This is a genomic window from candidate division WOR-3 bacterium, from assembly GCA_016867815.1.
GTDB lineage: Bacteria > Hydrothermota > Tepidihabitantia > Tepidihabitantales > Tepidihabitantaceae > UBA2258.
Window position 1 is genome coordinate 1 of the sequence record VGIR01000149.1, and the last position, 4,667, is coordinate 4,667.

General features: G+C 59.7%; 3 protein-coding genes. 2 read left to right on the top strand and 1 reads right to left on the bottom strand.

The annotated features are described in order from the left end of the window. A partial coding sequence (locus FJY68_13475) for a YncE family protein (protein MBM3332835.1) occupies positions 1-1,765 on the bottom strand: 1,765 nt, incomplete at its 3' end. 954 nt (positions 1,766-2,719) lie between these two features. Here FJY68_13475 and FJY68_13480 point away from each other — a divergent pair. Continuing rightward, positions 2,720-3,589 (top strand): nucleotidyltransferase, encoded by an 870-nt coding sequence (locus FJY68_13480; GenBank protein ID MBM3332836.1) that lies wholly within the window; start codon positions 2,720-2,722, stop codon positions 3,587-3,589. A gap of 9 nt (positions 3,590-3,598) precedes the next feature. Beyond that, positions 3,599-4,117, top strand: coding sequence for an SLATT domain-containing protein (locus FJY68_13485; GenBank protein ID MBM3332837.1), 519 nt, complete (start codon positions 3,599-3,601; stop codon positions 4,115-4,117). Positions 4,118-4,667 lie beyond the last annotated feature (550 nt).

Sequence of the window (4,667 nt, forward strand, 5' to 3'; positions counted from 1 at the left end):
CACCATCTCGGGTGTGCGTGACCGCGTATATGCCGCCCGCCGCCAGTGACGAATCGACCAGGACGCTGTCTGTGCGGGGATCGATGAGCGCCAGGCTATCCGAGTGATTGCACAGCATCAGTCCGTTTTCCAGGTACCTAAACCATCTGCCGAGGTCGTACATGTCCCTTTCCCACACGACCGAGTCGGTGCTGCAGTCAACCGCGGCGATGAACCAGCGCGCGCCCTTGCTGGCGAAGCAGTACACTTTGTTCCCGATGGGACACCAGCAAGGGAAGGGTTCCCAGCGCCAGTCACCTAGTCCCACGATCTTGATCAGGCTGTCCGTGGTCCCATCCACAACGCCGAGTCCCTGGTACTCGTAGGAGGGGCCGTACGCAATTGGGTAATAGAGCTTGTTGCTGGTCCGGCTGTGCACCAGTCCGCTGCCTACTCCATGTACGCACTTGACCATCCGGTTTGTCTGCTCGTCTACCACCGCAGTCACGCCCCCACCCAGGTGACAATACAGCCTGCCCGTCGCGGGGTTGTGGTACATCTCAGCCGCCCAGCCGCAGAGCGGGGCAACACCTCTCGAGTAGACCGTGTCGCCCTTGTAGTCGAACACAATCATCAGTGCCATCATCAGTACCTGCCCCGGGCACACGGCTCTATATCGGCCCGGGTCCAACACGAGCAGATCCGAGCGGCTGTCGTATGCGGGCGTCCCGATTGTGGCGACCACATCAAGGGTGGTGCAGTCCAAGACCAGCAGACGCGCCTCGGAGCGGTGGAACAGCCGGTTGTGCACTGTGTCGCAGGCAATGGCATCACCCTCACAGCGGGGCGTGTACGCGGAGCGTATGAACGTATCGCCCAGACAGTCGAACTCACGTGTGAACTCCCCATCGTTGGGAGTGAGCGCATAGAGGCGGTCAGTGGCCTCGTTGCAGGCCAGACTCGGCACGATGTTCCAGCCCCAGAGCATCGCGGCTGTCACGGAATCGGACTGAGGGGAGACAACATATATGGCGTCGGGATCGTCCTTTTCCTGTCGCCCCACGACGTACAGCTTCCGGCGGCGCTTGTTCAAACACAGCTCCCTCGCGTAGTTGATCGAGTCGAGGTTGGCGATGACGGAATCAGTCACACAGGAGATCGCTAGCAGACCCTCCCGGGCCGCAACGTACACCTTGTTGGCAGTGGGATCATAGACCATGTCGGCCGGGCTAGACCCGGTCAAGATGACCTTGCGCACTGTGTCCGCCGCGCAGTCTATCACCCACACCCTTCGGTTGACGCTGTCGCCGCAGTACAGCTTGTCGCTACCGGAGCTGTAACAGAGCAGCTTCGGGCGCGTGCTCACCGGAATCGAACCCACCGTGTCGTTGGTGACGCAGTCGATGATACCGATGCGACCCCTTGAGGGATAGGTACAATACAGCTTGTTGTGTTCCGCGACCAGCAGTGCCCCTCCGACCCCTGCGTTGGTGTAGATGCGCTTGATACGCTGGAAGGTCTTCCCATCCACCACGATGATGTCCGAAGTCTCACTCGCGACGTAGATGTTGTCGGTCGAACTCCCGAAAGCCAAGTGGTATGGAGGCCGTATCGGCCCCAGCGAATCCGGCAGGATGATCGTATCAGGAACCGGCGGGGTCCATCCGAAACACAAGCTGAACCCCACCAGCACCAGCGCACACGCAAGCAACGGCCCGACGGCCAGATTCTGAAGGGAGTCTAGACGACCACTAAGCCAACCACGGCCCCTGACACAACGCCTCATGCGTGCCTCCTAGCACAACCATGAACCTCACGGCCTTTGCGCCATTGCGCACAGGGCTACCTTGGCCCTTTCGGCCCGATTGTATGAGCTTGAGTTCCGTCCCGACAATCCGCGTAGTCTTCCGATTGGCAAGTACTGCCTCCAGGACTTCAGTTCTTGTACTAGCCGGCGTTGTGGCACCCCGTTTGGCAGACCCCTTAGCCTGCCATGCCAAACGTCAGCCGAATTGTAGAGCGTACACTCTGCCAAGTCAACAAGAATTACACTTCGCGCAGGTAGCCGCCGAGACTGTGCGTTACAGGCAGGACTCTCGCCCCCCCCTGCGACATCCGTGCCACTTGACCAAATCAGCAGTAAGGAGGGGTGTCACGTCGCGTCAAGCGGCAGGGGCGTGAGGGCGCCCCTGCGTCGCTTGCCAAGCGGTTCCTGCTTGATGAACATCAGTCCCAGGCCGTGCAGGTCGTAGGAGATGCGGGGGATTTGGGAACACCCTACCTAACTCAATCCGAAGCGCGTCAAGAGTGCGTGACTTCGTCACAGCCGCCAGCCGCAAGCCTCAAGCTCTCAGCCGTGAGCTGTAGACCGTCAGCCGTCCAACCCGCGCCGATTTGACACGCGAGGCCGGGTGTCCACAATGACGCGTGCCCACGCCAAAACCCAATCGCTGGAGTGCCTGTTTCCTGCCCGACGACTACGTCAGGAAGATTAAGCGGGCACTCGAAGAGGTTGAGGCTAGGGTTGCGGCTGTGACGCCGTATGAACCCGACCCCGACTTCACCCCTGCGGCCGACGACAAGCCGGCTTGACATCAGATCCGTGCGCGAGGCCCTAACTTGACACGACAAGCCGAATTCAGATAATGTCGTTGGTACACCCTGTCTAGACCATGCGAAGCGGTATCTAGGCGCTGGGTTTGGTGACTATGCAGAGATCGAGACGACAGGAGGCGTTGCTATGGCCACAACGGTGGATGAGGGTTTCCGAAACTTCCTCCCAAGGCTGACCCCGACGGCGACAGAATCAGATGCTGCGAAGAAGCATAGGACATCCATCTCGGAGTGCCTCAAGAGCAACTTCGGGATGACTCGCTTTTTCCGGACGGGTTCATTTGGTAACGGGACCAGTATCCGAGGCTATAGCGATGTAGACTACTTCGCGGAGATTCCCCGGGACAAGCTGACCCAGGTATCGACCAACGCCCTGCAGAAGGTGAGACTCGCCCTCGACACGCGATTCCCGGATACTGGCGTGGCGGTGCGGACGCCTGCCGTCGTCGTCCCATTCGGAACTGACGCATCCGAAACGACCGAGGTCGTCCCAGCAGACTACATCCGCGATGAGCAAGGCCACGCCCTCTACGACATGCCTGACTTCGGAGGGGGGTGGATGAGGGCTAGCCCTGATGCCCAGCTCGCATACGTAGTATATTGGGACGACAAGCTGGACCGCAAGGTACGGCCGCTGGTACGCTTTCTGAAGGCCTGGAGATGCTTCCGAGACGTGCCCATAAGTTCGTTCTACTTGGAGATGCGGACGGCGAAATACGCAGCCACTCAGGAAAGCATCTACTACCCCATCGACGTCAAGGTCTTGCTCAAGCAACTTTGGGATTGTCAACTGGCCGCCGCGCAGGACCCAACGGTGGTAGGTGGCTACATACACGCGTGCTCAACGGAGGCGATGACCAAGGACGCGCTATCCAAGCTGGAGACGGCGCTCGTCCGCGCAGAGAAGGCCAGAGATGCCGAGAAAGAGGGCAAGACCGAGGATGCCTTCTACTGGTGGCGACTCCTGTACAACTACGAGTTCCCGGCGTATGGGTGAGGCCCGCGCATGACTGCAAACGTGAAGAGCGAGTTCGCCAACGAAGCAAGGCGGATAGAGGAGGATGCCCTCCACTCGTCCAAGGGCCACCACGAAGCGGCTCGTCTCTGGACCAACTTCCACTATTCCATGGGAGTGCCCACTGTCCTGATGGCGGCCGTTGCAGGGGCGGCTGCCCTCACGCAGTTCGACTACAGTGGGATCATCGCCGGCATCTTGGCCATACTGGTCACGGGGATGACGGCCGTCACTACATTCATCGACCCTTGTGCGAAGGCCAGTTCTCACCAAGTTGCAGCCACCAAGTATAGCGCGCTGCGCAACTCCGTTAGGCTCTTTCATCGCGTGGAGCTCTTCACTGACGAAGCTGAGTCCAGTCTGCTGAAGCGGCTCAAGGAGTTCTCGCAGCGCCGCGATGAACTGAACCATGACAGCCCACAAATACCGAGGTGGGCCTACTTGAGAGCTAGAAAGGGAATAGAAGCTGGTGAAGCCGACCATGAAGTGGATAGTCACGACAGCAAGTGAGTCGCACTAGTAGTGGACTACCAGGGACAGGCACCCCATTTCGGGAAGCTTCGGGCAGGTTCAGCCTCAAGCTTCAAGCCGCAAGCATCTAGCTAGCCCAAACGCAGGTCCGAGCCGGCTGACGGCTTCCTGCCACTCGGTCACTTGATGCCTTGATCTCTCGATCCCTCGGCCTGACCCCCGCCGATTTGACATGGGCTGGGTACCGGCTATCCTACTCTTGATGGATGTCGGATTCAACCCGGCCTTGACGGCAACGGTGCAAGTGGTGCTCGCCCCTTCACCTCGGGGTTCGCGATTCGCCAGCCCGAGTCCGAACACACCTCATACTGCTGATCGGCGCCCTGCCAGTTAGGCGGATGTGAAGGGAGACACTCAGGCCTGCACTCCTGCAGGCGGCACCCAGCCTCACATCATCATGGAGAAAACAGGGACACTGAGCTTGTCCAGAAACCCTCTGGAGATGGTCATAGGGTATTGTCGTTCGCGACTGTCTGCGATTGACGCGAGTCCGCCCTATGCTATGCGGCCCAGGCAGGCTTGAGATTCC